The following is a 22,210-nucleotide window of genomic DNA, read 5'->3' as shown; positions in this document are numbered from 1 at the left end:
ACAAAAATATCGGTAAATAGCTTTATTATAGCTAACATTGGAGGAGAAACAATTATGGAACAGAAAGAAAATGACCATTTATTGATCAAAGTTAACGAAGGTGTAATGCATCTTTCCTTGAATCGCCCAGATAGTTTAAATGCCTTTAGCCCTGAAATGATCATAGGATTAAAAAATGCGATAAAACGGGCTAAACATGATGAAACGATTCGTGTCGTGACCATCTCAGGTTCAGGTCGTTCATTCAGTGCTGGAGGAGATGTAAAAACAATGGGTGAAGCAAGTGCAATCGAGACATATGAGCATATTGGTGAATTAAATGAGTTAATTCGTTCGATGAGGGATTTGGAAAAACCAATCATTGCCACTGTACATGGATTTGCTGCAGGTGCTGGGTTTAATCTTGCATTGGCATGTGATATGATCCTAGCCGCAGAAGGAAGTAAATTTGTCTTAAGTTTTTCTAAAGTTGGCTTAATTTCTGATGGTGGCGGGTTGTATTTTCTACCGAGGTTAATCGGACCATACCGTGCTAAAGAGTTATTATTCAGTGCAGAACCAATCACGGTTGACGAAGCCCACTCTTTAGGTATTATTAATCATGTTTATCCATTAAATGAATTTGAAGTAAAGGTAAATGAATTTGCTGCTAAAATTGCAGATGGTCCTGCAAAGGCGTATGGTTTTATAAAGAAGATTGCCGATCAATCTCTCACTTCAAGCCTTGATGAAGTTCTTGAACAGGAACGTATTACACAAGCGACAGTCGTTTCTACAGAAGATCATCGAGAAGGCGTTCAAGCGTTTAAAGAGAAGCGTCAGCCGAATTTTAGAAAAGCTGACAAAGGGGTATTAAGTCAAAAATAGTGTAGCTATTTAAAAGGGGGGAGTCATCATGCCTCCCCTAGTTTTGGTACAAAAGGGGATCGATAACATGCAAAAAGAAGTGGTAAAGCAAAACAAAACTCACTGAAATCGCTGTAACCTTGAGAAAAACTCCTTCACAAACGAATAGAACACCTTTTCAGATGGAGCCAGCGTTTTGTTTTTTTGTTTAATAACACCAACCGTTCTTCTCACCTCAGGTATCTCAAGAGGAATTTTAACCGTCATCCTCGGTGTTGATTCGTGAAATGTACTTTCTGGCAAGAGGGTAACGCCAATACCAGCAGAAACAAGTCCTTTGATGGCGTCCAAATCTTCTCCCTCTGAAGAGATTTTCGGTTCAAATCCAACCTGTTTACATGCATCGATAATTATTTTTTCCAGTATAAACCCTTTTGGGAAGCTAACAAATTCATCATTTCTTAAATCGGTAAGATACAGACTTTTCCTTTCTGCCAAAGGATGAGTTAATGGTAAAAGCGCTAAAATATTTTCAGTAAACAGAATATGGCTTTCAATCTCAGGGTCTTCTTTGGGGACCGGACCTAGAAAAGCAACATCGATTTCACTTTTTTTAACCGAATCAATCAAAAAAGAATAAGACCCCTGTCGTAAATGAAACGAAACGTTGGGATATTCATTTTTAAAAGCCGAGATAACATTTGGTAGCAGGTGGTTAGACAAACTCGTTGGGAATCCAATTTTAATTGTTCCACGTTCAGGGTCTAAATGTTCATCGATTTGTTTTTTGGCGTTATCAATAGCTTTCATTGCGATTTCGCAATGGTTATAAAATGTTTTTCCGATTTGTGTTAATTTAATATTTCTTCCTTCTCGTTCAAATAATGAAACGCCAAGTTCCCCTTCTAAATTAGCAATTTGTCTGCTGATTGCCGATTGAGCAACGTGCAAGTGAACCGCTGCATCTGAAACATGTTCACGTTCTGCAACTTCCATAAAATAGCGTAATTGACGCAGTTCCATTGTGTATTCCCACCATTCATCTCAAAAAGAGATTGTTTTAATCTAAATTATATATTGTTTAGATTAATTTGAAAACCTATAATTAATAATACACAGTATTTACGGAATTTACCGACATTAATGGGAGGGATATATATGAGTTATAATCAAATACCTGAAGCTCAGGGCCTATACCACCCAGAATTTGAACATGATGCATGTGGAATCGGCTTATACGCACATATAAATGGAGTTCCGACTCACGATATTGTTCAAAAAGGATTACACATGCTCTGTAAACTAGATCACCGTGGTGGACATGGTAGTGATCCATTAACAGGGGACGGAGCAGGATTGATGGTTCAAATCCCTCATGCATTTTTTTATAAAGTTTGTTCGGAGATGAACTTGCCTGAAAAAGGACGCTACGGCGTTGGCATGATTTTTTTCTCAAATGAAGATAGCTATCGCGAAGAAGCGGAAGCGCAAATTAATAACTTTATAAAACAAGAAGGTCAAACAGTACTTGGATGGAGAACTGTACCTGTAAATGTCGGAAAAGTCGGAAATAAGGCAAAAGAAAGCTGTCCTGTAATCCGCCAAGTATTCATTGGCGCTAGTCCGACGATCAAAGAAGATCTAGAATTTGAGCGCAAGTTATATATCATTCGCAAGCAAGCGGAAAAAGTGGCTTCAGAAAGAGAAGAGGGTTTTTACTTTACCAGCCTTTCGAGCCAAACGATTGTATATAAAGGGTTATTACTTCCAGAACAATTAGATGCTTTCTACATTGATTTACAAGACGCAGATTTTGTGTCTGCTTTTTCGATGGTACATTCACGATTCAGTACAAATACATTTCCAAGCTGGGAAAGGGCGCATCCGAATCGTTATTTAATGCATAACGGTGAAATCAACACGTTACGAGGGAATATCAATTGGATGAGAGCTCGTGAAGAACAGTTTATTTCCGATGCCTTCGGTGATGACTTGAAAAAAGTACTGCCAATCCTAAATGCAGATGGAAGCGATTCTTCCATATTAGATAACGCCTTGGAATTTTTTGTTTTGGCCGGTAGAAAGCCTGCACATGCAGCCATGATGCTGATCCCTGAGCCCTGGGTTAAAAATCCGCATATGTCGGAGGAGAAGAAAGCTTTTTATGAATATCATAGTTCGCTTATGGAGCCTTGGGATGGACCAACGACTATTTCATTCACGGACGGCAAGCAAATAGGTGCCATTTTGGATCGAAATGGATTACGACCAGCACGGTATTATGTGACGAAGGACGACTATCTGATTTTTTCTTCAGAAGTAGGAGTCGTTGATATTGAAGAGGACAACATTTTGTATAAAGACCGGTTAAGTCCAGGAAAAATGCTTTTACTGAATTTGGAAGAAGGACGGATTATTTCGGATGATGAAATTAAAACGGAAATGGCTAATGACGAGCCGTACCGTCAATGGTTAGATGATCAGCTTGTAAAATTAAAAAATAAAGTAGAAATGTTAGAGGAAAATCCTTTTGACAATTTAGTGACACGACAAAAAGCGTTTGGATATACGTATGAGGATGTTCATAAATATCTAATTCCTTTAGTAACGGATGAAAAAGATCCCATTGGTGCAATGGGGAATGATGTTCCATTAGCAGTACTATCAGACTATCCTCAATCATTATTTTCATACTTTAAGCAGTTATTCGCACAGGTAACGAACCCTCCGATCGATGCATATCGTGAACAACTCGTTACATCTACCACTAGTCTGTTAGGACCTGAAGGAAATATTTTGCATCCGGATCAAACGAATTGCCGTAGACTTCAAGTGGATACGCCAATCATTTCAAATCGGCAATTAAGACTCTTGAAATCGGATAGTTACCCTGGGTTTAAGAGTAAGACAATTGATACGTTATTTTATGAAGATCTTGAAGGTGCACTTGAACAGATATCTCAACAGGCTGAGGAGGCAATTGCAGAAGGTGTAAGTATTCTCGTTCTGTCAGATCGAAATATGGATGAGGAGGCAGTTGCGATTCCGTCACTCTTAGCTGTAAGTGCCCTGCATCAGCATCTTGTTAGACAAGGTAGCCGTACGAAGGTAAGTATTATTGCTGAAACTGGTGAAGCGAGAGAGGTTCATCATTTTGCTACCTTAATTGGATATGGAGTAAATGCTATCAATCCATATCTGGCATATGCAACGTTGAGTCATACGATTAAAGAAAACAATTTGGCATTAAGTTATCAGGATGTAGTTGGTAAATATATTCGGGGGATAACAGAAGGCGTTGTTAAAGTAATGTCTAAAATGGGTATTTCCACAATCCAAAGCTATCGTGGAGCTCAGATATTTGAAGCAATTGGAATTAGTAAAGCTGTGGTTGATCGTTATTTTACTGGAACTGCCACACAATTAGGTGGTATTGACTTGGATACGATTGCTGATGAAGCGATAAAACGACACAATGCTGCCTATGCAAATGATGTTGATCAAACACTTGATTCGGGAAGTGATTTTCAATGGAGAAAAACCGGTGAACACCATGCTTTTAATCCGAAAACAATTCATACCTTGCAATGGGCATGTCGTAGAGGAGATTATGATTTATTTAAACAATACTCAAAAGCAGCAAATGAAGAACGCATCAATTTTCTAAGAAATTTATTTACGTTTAAGGAAACAACCCCAATTGCAATAGAAGAAGTGGAGTCTGTTGAATCGATTGTAAAACGATTTAAAACAGGGGCTATGTCGTTTGGTTCTTTAAGTAAAGAAGCACATGAGTCATTAGCTATTGCGATGAACCGAATTGGCGGCAAAAGCAATAGTGGTGAAGGCGGAGAAGATCCGAGACGATTTGTACCAGATGAAAATGGAGATTCTCGTAGAAGTGCTATTAAACAAATCGCATCAGGACGGTTTGGTGTAAATAGCCACTATCTCGTTAATGCCGATGAATTACAAATTAAGATGGCACAAGGTGCAAAACCCGGTGAAGGTGGACAATTGCCTGGGAAAAAAGTATATCCATGGGTAGCTGAAGTCCGTGGTTCAACACCAGGGGTAGGGCTCATATCACCACCGCCGCACCATGATATTTATTCAATCGAGGATATGGCGCAATTGATTCACGATTTAAAGAATGCCAATCGAGATGCCCGTATCAGTGTAAAACTAGTTGCGAAGGCAGGAATTGGCACAATTGCTTCCGGTGTAGCGAAGGGTAAGGCTGATGTCATTTCTGTTAGCGGATATGATGGAGGTACAGGTGCATCACCAAAAACAAGTATTAAGCATACAGGACTTCCTTGGGAGCTTGGTCTAGCTGAAACACATCAAACGTTAATGTTAAATGATCTTAGAGATAGGGTTGTATTGGAGACCGATGGTAAGCTGATGACTGGAAAAGATGTCGTTATGGCAGCACTACTTGGTGCTGAGGAATACGGATTTGCGACAGCGCCTCTTGTTGTTCTAGGCTGTGTGATGATGCGGGTTTGCCATGTGGATACATGCCCAGTAGGTATTGCAACACAAAACCCGGAACTAAGGAAAAAATTTATGGGTAATCCTGATCATGTTGTTAATTTTATGTACTACATTGCGCAGGAAGTAAGAGAAATCATGGCACAGTTAGGTTTTAGAACGGTCGAAGAAATGATTGGAAGGACAGATGTATTAGCTGTTAGTGAACGAGCTAAATCACACTGGAAAGCAAGGCATTTAGATTTGTCGACATTACTGTACCAGGTGAATGGTTCGAGAACGTGTCAAACCAAACAAAACCATCATCTTGATGAGTCGCTAGATTTACGTGAAATTTTACCACTTGTACTACCGGCTATTGAAAGAAACGAAAACGTAGAACTCTCGTTGTCTATTAAAAATACAAATCGTGTCGTTGGAGCAATCGTAGGTAGTGAGATTTCGAAGCGAAATGGTGAGGCTGGATTACCTGAAGACTTGATAAAATTACGATTCACGGGATCTGCAGGACAGAGTTTTGGTGCTTATGTTCCAAGGGGCATGTCATTATTTTTAACTGGGGACGCTAATGATTATGTAGGAAAAGGCTTGTCTGGCGGAAAAGTGGTTGTGACATCTCCCGTAGAAGCAAAACCTTATGAATCTAATAATGTCATCGTAGGGAATGTTGCTTTTTATGGCGCTACGAGTGGAGAAGCATATATTAATGGATTTGCTGGTGAGCGATTTGCAGTTCGAAATAGTGGTGCAAATGTTGTTGTAGAAGGAATTGGTGACCATGGATGTGAATATATGACTGGTGGTCGTGTTGTTATATTAGGCGGCGTTGGTAAAAACTTTGCTGCTGGGATGTCAGGTGGCACAGCTTATGTTCTTACTGAAAACCTCGAAGCCTTTAAGCATTTGTGTAACAGGGAAATGGTAGAATTAGAATCTATTTCAGATGGCCAAGAGTTGATGGAAATAAAAGAAATGGTTCAAAACCATTATCATTATACAGAAAGTCAAAAAGCAACGTACGTACTAAACAACTGGAATGAAACAAAGAAAGAATTCGTAAAAGTTATTCCAAAAGACTATAAATTAATGTTGGAAAAAATCGAGGCATACAAGAATGAAGGTTTAACTGATGATGAAGCCGCGATGAGTGCTTTTCAATCAAAAAATGAAAAAAAGTCAAGGCTTACACAATCCGAAAAGCCAGAAGCACTACCATTATAAGAACAAAAGCGTAAGCGAATCGATGTTGGACTTATTGTACGGTGGTGAGGGAAGTCCATCACAGCTTAGCGCTGGATCTGGACGTCACATTAATAAAATTTAACATTTCCTAAGCAACCAAGGAAGGAGAGTGTATACATGGGAAAAACTACAGGATTCATGGATTATGAGCGTGAAGAAGCAGATGAACGCAATCCCCTTTTACGAATAAATGATTGGAAAGAATACGATGCTCCTTTTAAAGATGACGTATTAAGTAGGCAGGGAGCACGGTGTATGGATTGTGGTACACCTTTCTGTCAAATGGGTGATGTCATAAATGGAGCAACTTCAGGTTGCCCCATATATAACCTAATTCCTGAGTGGAACGATCTGGTATATCGGGGACAGTGGAAAGAAGCATTAGATAGGTTGCTAAAAACGAATAATTTCCCGGAATTCACAGGCAGAGTTTGTCCAGCTCCTTGTGAGGGTTCTTGTACTGTAGCTATTTCTGATCCTGCTGTAGCAATCAAAAGTATTGAGCGGGCCATTATTGATAAAGGATTTGAAAATGGTTGGATGACACCAAGAATTCCCCAAAAAAGAACTGGCAAATCGATCGCTATTATTGGTTCAGGACCAACAGGCTTGGCAAGTGCAGACCAGCTGAACCAGGCTGGTCATACCGTAACCGTTTATGAGCGTGCTGACCGTGCTGGTGGACTGTTAACGTACGGTATTCCAAATATGAAGCTGGAAAAAGATGTTGTAGAACGAAGGGTTAGACTGTTAGAACAAGAAGGAATTGATTTTGTACTAAACACTGAAATTGGAAAGGACGTTTCAGCAGCAGAATTAAAGGATAAACACGAAGCAGTTATTTTATGTACGGGTGCACAAAAACAACGCGATTTGGTTATGAAAGGAAGAGAAACAAACGGGATTCATTTTGCAATGGATTATTTAACAGCTTCTACCAAACACCTACTTAATGGAGAGAACGATTTCATTAATGCTAAAGGAAAGGATGTAATTGTCATAGGAGGCGGGGATACTGGTGCAGATTGTATCGCAACCGCACTTCGTCAGGAATGTAACAGTGTAGTTCAATTTGGTAAACATCCAAAGCTGCCATTAGCCAGAACTACAGGCAATATGTGGCCTGAATATCCAAATGTTTTTACCGTTGAATATGCGCATAAGGAGGCTACAGCCAAATTGGGTGAGGATCCACGAAACTATTCTATTCAAACGAAGCATTTTGTTTCTGATGAGGATGGAGATTTAAAAGAGGTTCATACAGTTAAGATGGAAAAATTCAGAGACGAAAATGGCAGGTTTGTTTTTAACGAAATCCCTGGAACGGAAAAAGTTTGGCCAGCACAGCTTGTGTTTATTGCGATTGGGTTTGAGGGTCCTGAGCAGTCATTACTCCAACAATTTGGTGTGAAAGCGACGAATAATAAAGTGGAAGCAAAATACGGAGACTTTTCGACAAATGTGGAAAATATATTTGCGGCTGGTGATGCCAGACGCGGGCAAAGCTTAATTGTATGGGCAATTAACGAGGGAAGAGAAGTAGCGCGAAAGGTTGATCAGTATTTGATGGGAAGCTCAGTGTTGCCTTCGTATTTGGAAGTGTAACCATAGAATCCTTTCAGTAGAGGTTAAAACTGTTTTATTTTATTTTGCATAACAATTGAATATGACATATTGATTTTTACATGAACTATGCAGTAATTGCATAGTTCTAAAAATATTTATAAATTGTATAAAAATACAATTGACTTTATTTTTATACAATTTATAATAAGGGATATAAAATTTTGAGAGGAGGAGAAACAATTGAAAATCGCTATTATCGGAGCGACTGGATATGGGGGAGCAGAATTAATTCGAATTCTCAACATGCATCCAGAAGTGTCTATTCATTCCATCCATTCCTCAAGTCAACAGGATAAACCCATTCAAAAAAGCTATCCGCATTTAGAGTCAATCGTAGAGCAGAACCTAAAAGGAATTGATCCTGAAAAAATCGCATCGGATGTCGAACTTGTTTTTACAGCAACACCTTCGGGAATTTCATCCAAGCTTGTTCCAAAGTTGATGAACAAAGGCTTGAAGGTAATTGACTTATCAGGTGATTATCGTTTGAAAGATACTTCCGTTTATACAAAGTGGTATAAAAAAGAAGCAGGAGATGAATATTGGCTTCAAGAAGCTGTATACGGTTTGACGGAGTGGATTGAGGAGGATATAGCAGAAAAAAAGTTGATCGCCAATCCCGGTTGTTATCCGACAGCAGTATTATTAGGTCTTGCACCACTAGTAAAAAACAATTTGATTGATCCGAGCTCAATAATTATTGATGCAAAATCAGGTGTAACTGGAGCCGGAAGAAACGCCTCCACCATAACTCATTACCCTGAAATGAATGACAATCTTAAAATTTACAAGGTGAATGAACATCAGCATACTCCAGAAATTGAACAAGTACTCTCCGGATGGAATGCTGCAGTTAGTCCTATCACATTCAGCACACATCTTACACCAATGACGAGGGGATTAATGGCAACAATGTATGCCAATGTGACAAAGGAAATAAACATTGAACAGCTAGTTGCGTTATATCAGGATAGCTATCAGGATGCTTTTTTTGTCAGGGTTAAAGAGCAAGGGATATTTCCAAGTACAAAAGAAGTATATGGATCGAATTTTTGTGATATTTCTCTTGACTATGATCACCGTACAAATCGCGTAATGGTTGTCTCCGTTATCGACAATCTTATGAAAGGTGCAGCAGGTCAGGCCGTTCAAAATATGAATAAGATGCTCGGAATTGATGAAAAAACTGGTTTACATTTTGTTCCAGTTTATCCATAAGATTACGGTCCATAGAAAGGAGGTTCTAATTTGCTCACAATTGATAAGCAAATTACTAAAAAGGAAGAAGGGTCAATCGTAACACCAGCTGGTTTTCAAGCTACAGGTATACATTCAGGCGTGAAAAGAAAACGCAATGATTTAGGAATCATTACCTGTGACGTACCAGCAAATGCTGCAGCTGTTTATACGACAAATGTTATCCAAGCAGCACCACTTCGGGTTACAAAAGAAAGTATTGCTAAGGATGGTAAGATTCAAGCAGTAATCGTAAATAGCGGAAATGCAAATGCGTGCACGGGAAAGCAAGGAGAGAAAGATGCATATCAAATGAGAAGTGTTACAGCTAAACAATTTCTGCTTCCTGAACATTATGTAGCGGTAGCATCAACCGGCATAATCGGTCAAGTCATGCCCATGGATAAAATTATTCCTTCTATTAAACGACTAAAACCAGATGCAACTGATTATAGTGTCTATCAATTTAATGAGTCTGTATTAACGACAGATGTATCTACAAAGTCAACCTGTTATCAAACAACTATTGATGGGAAGAAGGTGACAATGGCAGGATCGGCAAAAGGCTCCGGTATGATTGAGCCGAATATGGCAACGATGCTCGCATTTGTTACGACGGATGCGGTAATTGAATCGGATATGTTGCAATTAGCATTAAATGAAGTTACGGACAAAACGTTTAATTGTATTACCGTCGATGGGGATACATCAACAAATGACATGGTACTTGTTATGGCCAGCGAGAAAACCGGACATGAAAGCCTAACTCCTGAACATCGTGAATGGGATGTTTTTGTGGAGTTATTACGTAAAACGTGCGAGGATCTAGCCAAAATGATTGCGCGTGACGGTGAAGGTGCAACGACGTTAATTGAGGTAGAGGTGAATGGTGCACGAAATGACAGTGAAGCTAATCAAGTCGCAAAATCTGTTGTTGGTTCATCGCTTGTTAAAACGGCTGTATATGGAGCAGATGCTAATTGGGGGAGGATTATTGCAGCTGTTGGTTATAGTAAAGTGGCTGTTGATGTAAACACCATTGACATCGCAGTAGGATCGGTAAAGCTGCTAGAAGATAGTCAGCCGTTACCTTTTGTTGAGGAAGAAGTATCTCGAATTTTGGAAAATGAAACTGTAAAAATACGGATTGACTTAAAACTGGGGAAGGGGATAGGCAAGGCGTGGGGATGTGATCTTACATATGATTATGTTCGCATAAATGCAAGTTATCGATCATAGGGAGGGGATCAGGTGGACGGGATAATTGTGCTGAAATGTGGAGGTAGTACAATCGATATGCTGTCAAATCGTTTTTTTACCAATTTAGTTACCTTGAAAAAAGCTGGATTAAAACCAATTATTGTCCATGGAGGCGGTCCGGCAATAAAGGACATGCTAACAATTCAAAAGGTTGAATCGGAATTCGTTGATGGTCTACGGAAAACAACAAAGTCCGTAATGGATGTCGTTGAAACAGTCCTTACTGGTCAGGTTAATAATGCGCTATCAAGAAGGCTCAATAATGCTGGTATCCCATCTGTTGGGCTTTCTGGATCGGATGCAAAACTTTTGAAAGCGAAAGCAAAGGATTTTGCCCGGTATGGTTATGTAGGGGATATAGTAGATGTGAATGTCTCATTCTTATTGCAGCTAATTGGACTTGGGATTGCCCCAGTCATTGCGCCAATCGCCATTGGTGATGCTGGTGTTCGATACAATATTAATGCAGATACAGCGGCAGGTGCTGTGGCCAAGGCTATTGGAGCGGAAAAATTAATATTTGTGACGGATGTACCAGGTGTTATGCAAGATGATAAATTACTGAATTCCATAACAGATTCAGATATTGAGAGATTAATTACAGAAGGCATCATTCATGGCGGTATGATCCCCAAGGTACGTGCAGCCATTGCAAGCTTACATGAGAATTTGCAAGAAGTAATGATAATCGATGGGAATCAATCAGGACTTGCCCAAAATACGAAATTAGTCGGAACAGTCATTAAAAAGTCAGTGGGAGTTGTTTAGTATGAAAAGTGCATTATTACCAACGTACAAACGGATTGATTTATCCGTGGCTAAGGCAAATGGAACAACAGTAGAAGATATAAATGGTAAGAAATATCTTGATTTTGGTTCTGGGATTGGTGTTTGTAACTTAGGACACCGGCACCCAGATGTACAAAAAGCGATTGAGGAGCAACTGCAAAAGTACTGGCATGTATCAAACCTCTATCACAATTCCATTCAAGAAGATGTTGCTAAATTGCTTGTTGAGAATAGTTCGGGTGATTACGTATTCTTCTGTAATAGTGGTGCGGAATCGAATGAAGCTGCAATCAAATTAGCGCGTAAGGCGACTGGTAAAACAAAAATTATTACGTTTAATCAATCGTTTCACGGGCGAACCTTTGGTGCAATGGCAGCAACAGGTCAGGAAAAAATTCAACAAGGATTTGGACCGATGCTAAACACATTTGAATATGTACCTTTTAATGATGTGGAAGCAGTAAACCATGCAATCGATGAAAATACTGCCGCAATCATGCTTGAAGTTATCCAAGGAGAAGGTGGAGTTATTCCAGCAAATCAATCATTTGTAACAGACCTTGAGCAAATGTGTAAACAAAATAATATCCTATTGATTGTCGATGAAGTCCAAACTGGGATTGGTCGAACAGGAATGCCATTTGCGTATAATCATTATGGTATTTCACCTGATATTATTTCTGTAGCAAAAGGACTGGGAAACGGTGTTCCAGTTGGTGCAATAATTGCGAAACGTAAATTTTATGATGTGTTTGGTCCAGGATCACATGCGACAACTTTTGGTGGGAATCCGATCTCCATGGCGGCGGCACATACTGTTTTGCAACATATTTTTCAAGTTGAATTTTTACAACAGGTTGAGACAAAGGGGGAGAATTTAAAGAAGCGATTAATCGAAAAGGTTAGTAATCTTTCACTTGTTTCGGATATACGTGGTGAGGGGCTTATGATTGGTATTGAATGTACTAGAGATATTTCTACAGTTATTAACCAACTAATGCAAAAAGGGTTACTTGTATTGAGTGCGGGGCAAAATGTGATTCGTTTGTTACCACCACTTACGGTTACAGCCAAGGAAATCGATTTAGCTGTGGAGCTCATTAGTGAAACGTTAATAGAAAATGAAGTTTTACTTTATTCCTAAATTATCCTGTTACAATCTATCTACAATTTTATAACATAATACGACTTTTTCATAAAAATAGTTTAAAATGATTAAGGGTAAAATCGATTAGATTATTAAAATTGTAGGTGTTATCGTGAGAAAAATTATACTAATTTTGACAACTATTGCTGTTCTAAACACATTACTGATCAAAACTGTCCATGGTGAACCAAGTACCTCACCCCCTACTTTAGTAAGTAAATCAGCCATTATGATAGATTCCAAAACTGGCAAAGTCCTTTATGAAAAAAATGCTTCTAAACCAATGTATCCGGCGAGTCTAACTAAAATTGCAACTGCCATCTTTGCAATAGAAACTAGTAATTTGGATGAAAAGGTTACCGTAAGTAAGAAGGCAAGAGATACAGAGGGTACTAGGGTTTACCTGGAAGAGGGAGAACGGGTTACGTTAAAAAAGCTTTTGCAAGGATTGTTAATTAATTCTGGTAATGATGCTGGTGTAGCGATTGCAGAGCATTTGAGTGGAAGCGTTGAACAATTTTCAATGGATATAAATCAGTATTTAACAAACGTAATTGGTGTAAAAAATACACATTTTGAAAATCCCCACGGACTTTTTGATCAAAAGCATGTCACTACAGCAGAAGACCTGGCAAAAATTACGCAATATGCAATACAAAATGAAACATTTCGGAAAATATTTGGTATAAAGAAACTTAAGTGGAATGGGGAGGCTTGGGATACCACGCTTCTAACCCATCACAAATTAATGAGACAGATACCTTATGAAGGAATAACTGGTGGAAAAACTGGTTATATTCCACAGTCTGGTTTTAATTTGGCAACAACAGCTGAACGAGGAAATCTAAGTCTAATCGTCATTACATTAAATAGTTATTTAGAATCTGCTGCGTATAGTGATACTATTAATCTACTAGACTATGGATTTAATAACTTTGAAACATCCAGTATATCAAAAGGAACAACATTTACGTTTCATGAACAAAAGTATAAGACTTCAAAAAAATTATTTTATACCCATAGGTTAAATAACGAAGTCAATAACGAAGTAAATGAAAACGATACTTTAGAGATTACAAGTGAATCAGGGGCTGTATTAGCTTCCTATCCATTGAAAAAAGTAAAAGAAGATAGCCAGACAATTACCATGAAAGATGATGTAAAGATTAGCTCAATATTTGGAGATTATTTATCTGCAATAGCTTTTGTCTTGGTTGTAATTGTTTTATGTATCACAGGTGTATTCTATCGTAGGAAACAGAAAGCAAAATTGTAGAGAACCGTTTTGGTTCTCTGCATTTTCTATATATGAAATGAACTAGGATTCATTTCATTAATTATTCGTTAGATTATCACGATCACTTGCACGTGGGGGTTCTTCCATCCATCCGTTTTCGATAAGAATGTTTGCACCATCTTCAGAGTATTTCAGGATTTCATGGATAAAACGATCATAGTGTGACGTTAAATCCCGCCTTAAACTGGTGGATATGCTTGTGCCATAATAGCCAATGCCTAATGAAATCAAGCCTGTAATAGTGAACAACATGAGTTTGTCTGAAAACGGAGCAACCTTGGACTCTGTTACATAAGTGTCTGAACTCATTGGAATAGGTAGGTCACCTTCTCTTAATAAAGAGCTAAAGATTTCATTATGTTTAGTGGCGATTTCTTTACCGCGTATGAAGAATAGGGTAACTTTTTCCGATTTTGCAACCTGACTGAAACCAATCAAGTTTGCTATTCCTAACGCATTACGTTGAAAATTGGTAAAAAGGTTTGTAATCTCCAATGATAGCAGTGGTCTTCTTTCACCAAACCACCCAGTGAGAAAACGCTGCTTTTTGATAAAATCAACCTTTTTAGGGTAAGGGATATAAGGAGATCGTACATAAAGCCCTTTTCTTAACAGCATATTTTTTGCCATCGTATCTAATTGGTTCGCTTCAGCTAGACATTGTGCATAAAATTGATCAATATCTGATCGTACTGCCAAAGTCTTGGCAAAACTATATCCATTTAGAGATATTTGGGCAGATTGTTTCATGAACTGAAGCATAAAAACATCAGAAAATAAACGTGGAGCATCTATGTTTAAATCCTGATCTTTCGAAAACCCTTTTGGAAGTGGATAATTTTCTTCCGTAAAAATAGTTGTAAGCTTTTGTATATGCGATTGGGATAATTGTAACGCATGATCTAAAATGGATTGTATTTCAGAATCCTCAACAGTCTTCAAAAAATACTTCAATATACATATAGAGCCACTGTCATTTTGAAAAGATGTCCAAAGTTGCGATAGTTCTGCAGAAGTCAGTTTTGTATGGTGTTCAGTAACCACAGTATTCAATCCTCCAGGTAATTGTATTATTAAGTATTCTTTGACTTAAACGGGTGTAATATTCATGTTTAACAGTATTTGTAATTGGGATGGTTTCGATGAACTTTCTCCTAAACACTTGTATAATAATAAATAAAATTTATAAGCCTAAAAAAGGAGCCCTACAATGAATACAATTAAAGAACTTCAATCTCAAAAAGATATTATGGAAGCATTTCCGGTTATGAAGCAGTTAAGAACACATCTTGATGAAACAGCTTATCTTGATCTAGTAATGGATGCTCAAGCGAAGGATAGCTACAGAATGTTTGCTTTAATTAATGATAGAGAAATTGTTGCGGTTACTGGTTTTAAACCAATGATAACACTTTATTATGGTAGATTTGTGTGGGTTTGTGATTTAGTTACACATGCGAATTATCGTTCAAAAGGCTTTGGCGAGAAACTACTAAACTATGTTCACGAATGGGCAAAAGAAAATAATTATGAAAATGTAGCCTTATCCTCAGGAATAAAGCGAGTTGATGCACATCGCTTTTATGAGGAAAAGATGAATTATGATAAAGTGAGTTACGTGTTTAAGCATCATTTAAATAAATAAATAAAGCAGTTATTAAACAAGGTTTGAAAAACGACGCTATTTTAAAAAGTAGTGTCGTTTTTTATATAGTTATAAAAAATTCTAAAACTATTATGTAGAAACTTTTCCCAATAAATTTAAGCCTCCTATTCTAATATTCTATAAATACGTAATCGCTTTCTTTGTTGTAAACATGCTATGTTATTCGATTGATAAATTATTTTCTATTAGAAATAATAAACCTAGTTAAAATATTATTACTGTATGAAATAGTCTGAAAAAGTATAGACAAAACATTTTTACGGTGATATAGTATTGAATATTAATTTCGAGGAGGGTTTTTATGCTTAGTAATCCACTTATTGCTACAGTTTTCATCTTTGCTTTAATTGCACTAGGGGAGTGGCTGTCGATTGTGTCGAGAGCAAGAGTTCCGATGCTGCTGACAGCGATGGTAGGTTTTTTGGTTTGTAAGTGGACAGGTATTTTTCCTGAAGATATTTTGGAGAAATCAACATTTGCAGCTTTAGGAGCGATATTAGTTGGTCCAGCAATATTGCATATGGGTACATTAATTCCCTTCTCTATACTTAGAAGTCAATGGAAGGCTGTTGTGATTGCATTAGGCGGTATTATCATATCTGGGATATTAATATTGACCATTGTTCCATTGCTTTTTGATTATGAGACAGCAGTCGCCGGGATAGGACCGATTAGTGGTGGAATTATTGCTTTGATCGTTACTTCAGAAAAACTAGCCGAAATTGGAATGACAAGTTTAGTAGTAATCCCAGCATTAATTGTTGCCTTCCAAGGTGTCATGGGAATGCCACTTGCTTTGAACTTTATGAGAAGATACGCCTTTAAGATTCAAAAAGAATTGGATGATGAAACCTTTGTTCAAATTGCTGCTACTATGGACCCTGATAAAACGAATACGAAACAAAAGACAAGTCCGTTTAAATCGAGCGTTACATTGAAATTATTCTTTATATTTGTTGGAGCGGCAATCGGCATCGCACTAGGTGAAGTGACACCAATTCATTACACATTATGGTGCTTGACCATTGGTATTGTTGGACTTAAGGTCGGATTGTTTGAAGCCAAGTCTCTTGAAAAAGCAAATTCATTTACCGTTACAATGATTGCTATTATCTTTGTCGTTATTGGTACGATGGCGGACGTATCACCTCAAGATGTTATAAATAATCTACCAAGTATCATTTTAATTCTAGTACTTGGTACATTTGGAATCGCACTTGGAGGCTATATAACTTCAAAACTAGTTAAATGGCATCCATATAAAGGAATGCCAGTAGCACTAACGGCCCTTTTTGGTTTTCCCGGGGATTATTTACTCTGTGAAGAAGTCTCAAGAAGTGTTGCTAGAAATAAAAAAGAAGAAAAAACTATTTTTGATGAATTATTATCACCTATGTTAATCGGCGGTTTTACAACAGTGACGGTAGCATCAGTTGTTGTTGCTGGAATATTAGTTCAAACGTTATAAAGGGAGGAATAATAGATGACTAGAAAGATTATAAAAAATGGTTTAGTGATTGACGGTACTGGTGGAACACCAAAGACAGATTCTGTAGTAGTGGTTGATGACAATCGGATTGTATACGTTGGAGCAGAAAAAGAATACACAGCTACAGGTGAAGAACTAGTTATCGATGCTCAAGGAGGAACTATTCTTCCAGGTATTATCGATACACATGTTCATATGATGATGGAGTTTTCACCAATTGCTGCTAGACTTGAAACACCGTTTTCATTCATGTATTACCAAGCCTCAAGATACTTAGAAACGACATTACACGCGGGTATTACTTCAGTTAGAGATGCCTTAGGTACAGATTTAGGTGTGAAAAAAGCGGTCGAAGATGGTTTAATAGCTGGTCCGAGGTTACAGTTAAGTATTAATGCATTAACCATTACTGGTGGCCATGGGGATGGATATACCATATCCGGTAATACGGTTGATCTTTTACCATCTGATTACCCTGGAATGCCAAATGGTAAATGTGACGGGGTAGAGGAAGTTCGGAAAAAAACTCGTGAAATGCTGCGAGCAGGTGCTGAAGTCATCAAAGTTCATGCAACAGGTGGTGTATTGAGTGCTACCGATCATCCAGAATTTACACAATTTTCATTAGAAGAACTTAAAGCAATTGTTGAAGAAGGGCGTTTTCGAAAAGATGTTAAAGTAATGGCACATGCACAAGGCGCTGAAGGAATTAAAAATGCAGTACAAGCAGGAATTCATTCGATTGAACATGGTATCTTTTTAGATGATGAGGCAATTGAAATGATGTTAGAAAAAGGAACATTCCTCGTACCAACGTTGCTGGCACCAGTTGCAGTTCTTGAAACTGCGAAAGAAACAGGAATGCCTGACACCGCTGTTCAAAAATCAAAGGAAGTAATTGAACAACATAAAGCAAGTATAGCAAAAGCATATAAAGCTGGTGTGAAAATTGCCATGGGAACTGATGCTGGGGTTATGAAGCATGGTACAAATTTACGGGAGCTAGGATTAATGGTTGATATCGGAATGACTCCGATGGAAACGATTGTTGCCTCAACCAAAACTGCTGCTGAATGCTTAGGCTGGGATGATAAAGTTGGTACATTAGAAGCTGGTAAGTTAGCAGATATCATTGTTGTTAAAGGTAATCCATTAGAAAATATTTATTCACTTTCTGACAATGCAACGGTGCAGGTTGTTATAAAAGATGGGAAGATGGAAAAGAATTTACTATACTAATAAATAAAGAATATAAAGAAAATGGCAGAATCTAACATGTAAAGCAAATGTTTTAGAAACCTTTCAACTCAACAACATAAATTTTGCAGGCTCGTCTATAGTACATTCTAATAGAAATAACAATTTAAGCATTAGTAAGTGTAAGTAAGATATAACCAAATGCATATAGTGTGTTAAATTATATGCATTTGGTTATATGTATGTAAAGGAGAGAACCTAATTAGGATCCCCCCGCCAATTAACAGAAGGCTGCTCATTTCCCGTCGGTTAGGTGGTAACAGGTGATAAACAAAGTGTAGAAATTTTAGCTACTGGGATTTCTTTATATCTAACCGTTATAGGATTAGCACCAAGCTGCACCTACAATTATTAGAAGAATAAATAATACAACAATTAGCGCGAACCCACCGCCAGATCCATAGCCAGCTCCACCAACAGGTCCACCGTAGCCATATCCGCCACAGCCATATCCTCCGAATGACATTTAAAATCCTCCTTACCTTACTAAATTGTATGATTTAGTTATTTATTATTAATATCCATAACCAACGTAAGATGCACCTACAATGATTAAAAGGATAAATAATACTACAACAAAGGCGAAACCTCCTCCGCCATAACCTCCAACTGCTTCACTCATGAATTCAACACCTCCAAGACTGAGTTAAAAATAATATATGTGAATGTACCGATAGTGGTAAGGATATTATCCCATTTTGAGGATTTTTGGGCTAAAAACCTACTGCTGGGGCATGAATATGTATAGACAAGGTAATTAAAATTAAAGTGGAATGACTTATAAATTCCACTTTTCCCCCAATGCATATGTCCTTTACTGTCATTTGCGGTAATACATATAATGTCATATGTTTCGTGAGGATATGGGGGTGAAAGAATGTCAGCTGGTCATTATTATGGACTCTGCCAACGGTATAGAGGCAGGGCTGTTGAAATAAGAACCCATGATGGAAGATCTCATAGAGGAATTATTAGTAACGTCAATAACAATAGAGTATTTTTACAGCCTTTTGGACGCAATAGAAATTTAGGGGGATTCGGTTATGGCGGATTTGGTTATGGATATGGTGGATTCGGTTATGGGGTCGCATTAGGTGCTATTGCAACGTTGGCTTTGCTACCATTTTTCTTCTGGTAGACGTAGCAAAATGGAAATTTTCACCGACAATTCCTTTACTAGAAAATTGTTTCTTATTTTTTTGTAAGTAAAAACAGACGTGTACTTTTCGTCTGTTTTTACTATTTTATCCCGCATTAATCGGGCAATACAACTCCTACCTAGTAGGTTAAAGATAATTGGAATATGTGTGGGAAATAACCCCATGTAAATGTTTGATGCTTTAAATTAACATTAATAGGGGGGATACAAAATCACCAAATTGAATGAAGTTTCACTTTATCTGAGCAATCGTTTCTGTTTTGATACTTAGCAGATCATAACTTGTTAAACTATTGTGTTCCATATATTTTTTGACTAAATAATATCCCACACAATATCCAGCCATTTTTGGATAACGACGAAAACCATACAATATGTTCGTATGGTTGCGATCTTTCTTTGAAAGGCTTCTATTGGGGAATAATAAGTTATTCCACATATATTCTAGTTGTTTAGTAGTGTAATATGCTGTCCAGGATGCAACAAACTCTTTACCTACATGCTCGCGTACTGCATTCTCTGCCAATCCCTCTACTATTATCGTGTCCAATAATGTGTAATCATTTTCGTCCTTTTGATGATTGGATAATCGACAAATATGGTTATACTCATGGGTAAATAATGCTTTTATTTCTTTTTCCACATTAACCTCTGAGACAAATAAAAATAATTTATCCTTAAAGGCGAGACCTGATTTGCCGTTTAAGTCTTGCTGGATTTTTCGGTTTGTTGTATCCGATGGAAAAATAAATATAGGAATATCTGGTCCTCGCCACTTTTTTTGAAGGTCCTGTTCCTCTATTTCTACGATATCCCAGACTTTTTTTTTCTTCATGCTATCTATAAGCTTTTTTCCATTTTTTGAGGGTTGGCGATACATCCCATGCAGGCTTAAGTAATTGCATATATCGGAACTATGAACATCGTCAAAATATGATTCTAGCTTTATGCATAGTTCTATTGGGTTTTCATATGAATCTAGAAGCCAATTATCTGTTCTAATCACACCCATATTAACTGCTCCTAACTACTTTTTCATTTAATAATTTATGCACTTAGTAAGTTATCGTTACGAAATTTCTATCGGTTTTCTTCGTAATGCCATTTATTTTAATGGAACAATTTTCTATACGTAGCATAATTTAATATCATTATTAAAAGGGCGGGATGATACGTGTGTTACACATATCTTGATTGTTTAGCTGCGTTCGGTGTAGGTGGTGCGCATCCGGGTGGTCTAAATTTAACAAAATACATTTTATCAGCTTTAGAATTAGATGAAACAAAATCAGTTCTTGATGTTGGTTGTGGGACGGGGCAAACGTCAGCCTACATTGCGGAAAAGTATGGCTGTAATGTTATTTCTTTAGACAGCAATAAAATTATGTTGGAGAAAGCAAAACAACGATTTTTGGCACAACAATTAGCCATTGAGGTTAAACACGGTAAAACCGAAAACCTTCCTCTTAATGAGAATTTAATTGATATTGTTCTCTCAGAATCGGTCACGGCCTTTACAGATATTCCATTAACAATCCAAGAATATAAAAGAGTTTTAAAACCAGATGGTGTATTAATTGCGATTGAAATGGTGTTAGAAAATCCATTTTCTGAGGAGGAATTAACATCACTCATTGATTTCTATGGGGTACCCCAATTACTAACGGAACCGGAATGGTACAGTCTTTTTAAGAAAGCTGGTTACAATCATGTTGATATAGAGAAGGTAAAAACCAAATTTGATAATAATGACGTGGATGATGTTGCTGATTTTGCACTTTCAGAAAATATTGATGAAAAATGCTATGAAATTCTAGTAGAACACGAACGTCTAACAAAGACTTACAAAGATGTCTTGGGGTTTCGTGTATTTAAATGCTTCGCCTCTTAAAAGAAATACTTTGTGTAAGCGAGTTTGGATTTTTGATTTATTTCTACAATAGGATAGCTAATTATTGAGTGGAGGTTTAATAAGGGGAAAAAAGGGAAGTAAGTTATATAACGAGATTGATTTTCATATAAAATGTAAATGGCTATTAGGACAGGTCTGGGAATATCGGATATTGCACGGTACCAGAATAAGAGAAAATGTGTAAGGATCTTCTTGGAAAAATTAATTTGTGCTCTGTCACAGTTTTAAGTGATTCGGGTCTATGAAAAATCACCTATAATAGTAGCGAAAAAAATCTAAAACTATTGTTGACATTATTTCTAAACGAATGTATTATTGTTTTTGCCGTTAAAAAACGGGGCATAAACAAAGCGTGATTGAAGTAGTAAGTGTTTAGGAATTAAAACTAAATTCATTTAGAAAACTTTTTAAAAATCTATTGACTTCAAGGTCATTGATGTGATAGATTAATAAAGTCGCTTTTTTAATTGAAGCTAACAAATTTGTTCCTTGAAAACTGAACAAAACAACCAGTATGTCAAGAAAAACATGAATTGTTTTTCGAATAAAACAGGTTAAAAGATAACGATAGATTTCATCTGTTATGTATCTTTTAAACCCTGATTTCAATTTTAGCTAAGACTAATAATAAGATTGACGTAAGTCATCTTATTTCAAACTTTTTTTGGAGAGTTTGATCTTGGCTCAGGACGAACGCTGGCGGCGTGCCTAATACATGCAAGTCGAGCGCGGGAAGCAAACTCTGCCCTTCGGGGCGTGAGTTTGTGGAACGAGCGGCGGACGGGTG

The 22,210-nt window shown here is 37.4% G+C and carries 18 protein-coding genes and 1 rRNA gene; 14 read left to right on the top strand and 5 right to left on the bottom strand.

Translation table 11 applies throughout. The features are described from left to right. Positions 1–54 precede the first annotated feature (54 nt). Positions 55–867, top strand: a complete 813-nt coding sequence (locus CS937_RS02275; RefSeq protein WP_099156870.1) for an enoyl-CoA hydratase/isomerase family protein — start codon at positions 55–57, stop codon at positions 865–867. Positions 868–966: 99 nt separating this feature from the next. Here the strand turns inward: CS937_RS02275 and gltC are convergent, their stop codons facing one another. After that, complete coding sequence (gene gltC / locus CS937_RS02270) at positions 967–1,869, bottom strand: glutamate biosynthesis transcriptional regulator GltC (protein ID WP_099156869.1); 903 nt, start codon at positions 1,867–1,869, stop codon at positions 967–969. A gap of 135 nt (positions 1,870–2,004) precedes the next feature. Here gltC and gltB point away from each other — a divergent pair, with 135 nt between their 5' ends. From gltB to CS937_RS02235, 7 genes are all read left to right on the top strand, one after another. Next, entirely contained in the window at positions 2,005–6,564 is a 4,560-nt protein-coding gene (gene gltB / locus CS937_RS02265; protein WP_099156868.1) for a glutamate synthase large subunit, read from the top strand. A gap of 138 nt (positions 6,565–6,702) precedes the next feature. Then, positions 6,703–8,190, top strand: a complete 1,488-nt coding sequence (gene gltD, locus CS937_RS02260; RefSeq protein ID WP_099156867.1) for a glutamate synthase small subunit — start codon at positions 6,703–6,705, stop codon at positions 8,188–8,190. Between the two features lie 201 nt (positions 8,191–8,391). Then, positions 8,392–9,429: an N-acetyl-gamma-glutamyl-phosphate reductase gene (gene argC / locus CS937_RS02255; RefSeq protein WP_099156866.1), complete on the top strand. Its 1,038-nt coding sequence runs from the start codon at positions 8,392–8,394 to the stop codon at positions 9,427–9,429. Positions 9,430–9,459: 30 nt separating this feature from the next. Further along, on the top strand, positions 9,460–10,686 hold the full coding sequence (argJ, locus tag CS937_RS02250) for a bifunctional glutamate N-acetyltransferase/amino-acid acetyltransferase ArgJ (protein WP_099156865.1): 1,227 nt from the start codon (positions 9,460–9,462) through the stop codon (positions 10,684–10,686). A 12-nt stretch (positions 10,687–10,698) separates the two neighbouring features. Continuing rightward, positions 10,699–11,475, top strand: a complete 777-nt coding sequence (gene argB, locus CS937_RS02245) for an acetylglutamate kinase (RefSeq protein ID WP_099156864.1) — start codon at positions 10,699–10,701, stop codon at positions 11,473–11,475. A 1-nt stretch (position 11,476) separates the two neighbouring features. Next, complete coding sequence (locus CS937_RS02240; protein WP_099156863.1) at positions 11,477–12,640, top strand: acetylornithine transaminase; 1,164 nt, start codon at positions 11,477–11,479, stop codon at positions 12,638–12,640. A 115-nt stretch (positions 12,641–12,755) separates the two neighbouring features. Beyond that, positions 12,756–13,919 (top strand): D-alanyl-D-alanine carboxypeptidase family protein, encoded by a 1,164-nt coding sequence (locus CS937_RS02235; protein ID WP_099156862.1) that lies wholly within the window; start codon positions 12,756–12,758, stop codon positions 13,917–13,919. 57 nt (positions 13,920–13,976) lie between these two features. On the opposite strand, the gene CS937_RS02230 is transcribed toward CS937_RS02235, so the two are convergent. Continuing rightward, the gene (locus CS937_RS02230) at positions 13,977–14,984 is read right to left on the bottom strand and encodes a DUF3231 family protein (RefSeq protein ID WP_099156861.1); all 1,008 of its coding nucleotides are present in this window, start codon (positions 14,982–14,984) and stop codon (positions 13,977–13,979) included. A 166-nt stretch (positions 14,985–15,150) separates the two neighbouring features. Between CS937_RS02230 and CS937_RS02225 the strand changes: the two genes are divergently transcribed. The 3 genes from CS937_RS02225 (at position 15,151) to CS937_RS02215 (ending at position 18,334) form a co-directional block, all read left to right on the top strand. Continuing rightward, positions 15,151–15,585, top strand: a complete 435-nt coding sequence (locus CS937_RS02225; protein WP_099156860.1) for a GNAT family N-acetyltransferase — start codon at positions 15,151–15,153, stop codon at positions 15,583–15,585. Between the two features lie 322 nt (positions 15,586–15,907). Continuing rightward, complete coding sequence (locus tag CS937_RS02220) at positions 15,908–17,074, top strand: hypothetical protein (RefSeq protein WP_099156859.1); 1,167 nt, start codon at positions 15,908–15,910, stop codon at positions 17,072–17,074. Positions 17,075–17,089: 15 nt separating this feature from the next. Beyond that, complete coding sequence (locus tag CS937_RS02215; protein WP_099156858.1) at positions 17,090–18,334, top strand: metal-dependent hydrolase family protein; 1,245 nt, start codon at positions 17,090–17,092, stop codon at positions 18,332–18,334. 343 nt (positions 18,335–18,677) lie between these two features. On the opposite strand, the gene CS937_RS02210 is transcribed toward CS937_RS02215, so the two are convergent. Together CS937_RS02210 and CS937_RS02205 are read right to left on the bottom strand one after the other, a co-directional pair. After that, complete coding sequence (locus CS937_RS02210) at positions 18,678–18,818, bottom strand: YjcZ family sporulation protein (protein WP_099156857.1); 141 nt, start codon at positions 18,816–18,818, stop codon at positions 18,678–18,680. A 48-nt stretch (positions 18,819–18,866) separates the two neighbouring features. After that, on the bottom strand, positions 18,867–18,974 hold the full coding sequence (locus CS937_RS02205; protein ID WP_099156856.1) for a YjcZ family sporulation protein: 108 nt from the start codon (positions 18,972–18,974) through the stop codon (positions 18,867–18,869). 255 nt (positions 18,975–19,229) lie between these two features. Between CS937_RS02205 and CS937_RS02200 the strand changes: the two genes are divergently transcribed. Next, a complete protein-coding gene (locus tag CS937_RS02200) occupies positions 19,230–19,490 on the top strand; it encodes a hypothetical protein (RefSeq protein WP_099156855.1) in 261 nt (86 codons plus the stop codon). Between the two features lie 253 nt (positions 19,491–19,743). Here CS937_RS02200 and CS937_RS02195 read toward each other — a convergent pair whose 3' ends face one another. Then, complete coding sequence (locus CS937_RS02195; protein ID WP_099156854.1) at positions 19,744–20,523, bottom strand: DUF2268 domain-containing putative Zn-dependent protease; 780 nt, start codon at positions 20,521–20,523, stop codon at positions 19,744–19,746. Positions 20,524–20,685: 162 nt separating this feature from the next. Here CS937_RS02195 and CS937_RS02190 point away from each other — a divergent pair, with 162 nt between their 5' ends. Together CS937_RS02190 and CS937_RS02185 are read left to right on the top strand one after the other, a co-directional pair. Then, positions 20,686–21,402 (top strand): class I SAM-dependent methyltransferase, encoded by a 717-nt coding sequence (locus CS937_RS02190; RefSeq protein WP_099156853.1) that lies wholly within the window; start codon positions 20,686–20,688, stop codon positions 21,400–21,402. A gap of 682 nt (positions 21,403–22,084) precedes the next feature. Then, positions 22,085–22,210 (top strand): 16S ribosomal RNA (locus CS937_RS02185); the annotation flags it as partial.

The organism is Virgibacillus ndiopensis, assembly GCF_900187325.1.
Taxonomy (GTDB): Bacteria; Bacillota; Bacilli; order Bacillales; family Amphibacillaceae; genus Virgibacillus_E; species Virgibacillus_E ndiopensis.
This window is presented reverse-complemented; position numbering and strand designations above follow the sequence as displayed.